At 71.2% G+C, this 602-nt stretch carries 1 protein-coding gene; it reads left to right on the top strand.

Annotated features, from left to right (window positions below):
- Positions 1-75: 75 nt before the first annotated feature.
- A partial coding sequence (locus AC1DWF_RS36355) for a Bug family tripartite tricarboxylate transporter substrate binding protein (protein ID WP_476843297.1) occupies positions 76-602 on the top strand: 527 nt, incomplete at its 3' end.

Raw genomic sequence — 602 nt, 5'->3', positions numbered from 1 at the left:
CGGTTTGCCAGAAAAAGATTGAAGCATGCCCTTCGCTGGCTGAGGCTTCGCGCCGCTCATCCGAAGGATTCCCGCATGCTCCGCCGCCGCGATCTCGGTCTTCTCGCCGGCTCCACGCTCGCCGCCGGGACGGCGCGCGCGCAAGCCTGGCAGCCCGACCGCCCCGTGCGATGGGTCGTCGGCTATCCGCCCGGCGGCGCCAGCGACATCTTCGCCCGGTTGCTTGGCCGCCTCATGACGCCGGGCCTGGGCCAGAACGTCGTGATCGAGAACCGGCCGAGCGGCGGCGCCATCGTCGCGACCGAGGCAGTGGTCCGCGCGCCCGCCGACGGGCACACCCTGCTGCATGTCGACAACGGCGTGCTGGTCTACAACCCCGCTCTCTACGCCCGGCTGCCCTTCGATCCCGACAGGGACCTGACCAGCGTCGGCTTCATCGGCCGCTTCCCGCTGCTGCTGCTGGTGCGCAACGAGAGCCCGATCCAGGATTTCGCCGCGCTCCTCGCCGCCTCGCGCGTGCGTGCCGTCACCTACGSCACGCCSGCCGTCGCCTCGCCGCACCAGCTGGCCATGGAGGTGCTGAAGCGCCGCTCCGGGCTGCA

Source organism: Aminobacter sp. P4_D5 (assembly GCF_056401815.1).
The sequence above is the reverse complement of the archived record's forward strand: the minus strand, read 5'-3'. Positions and strand labels throughout refer to the sequence as shown.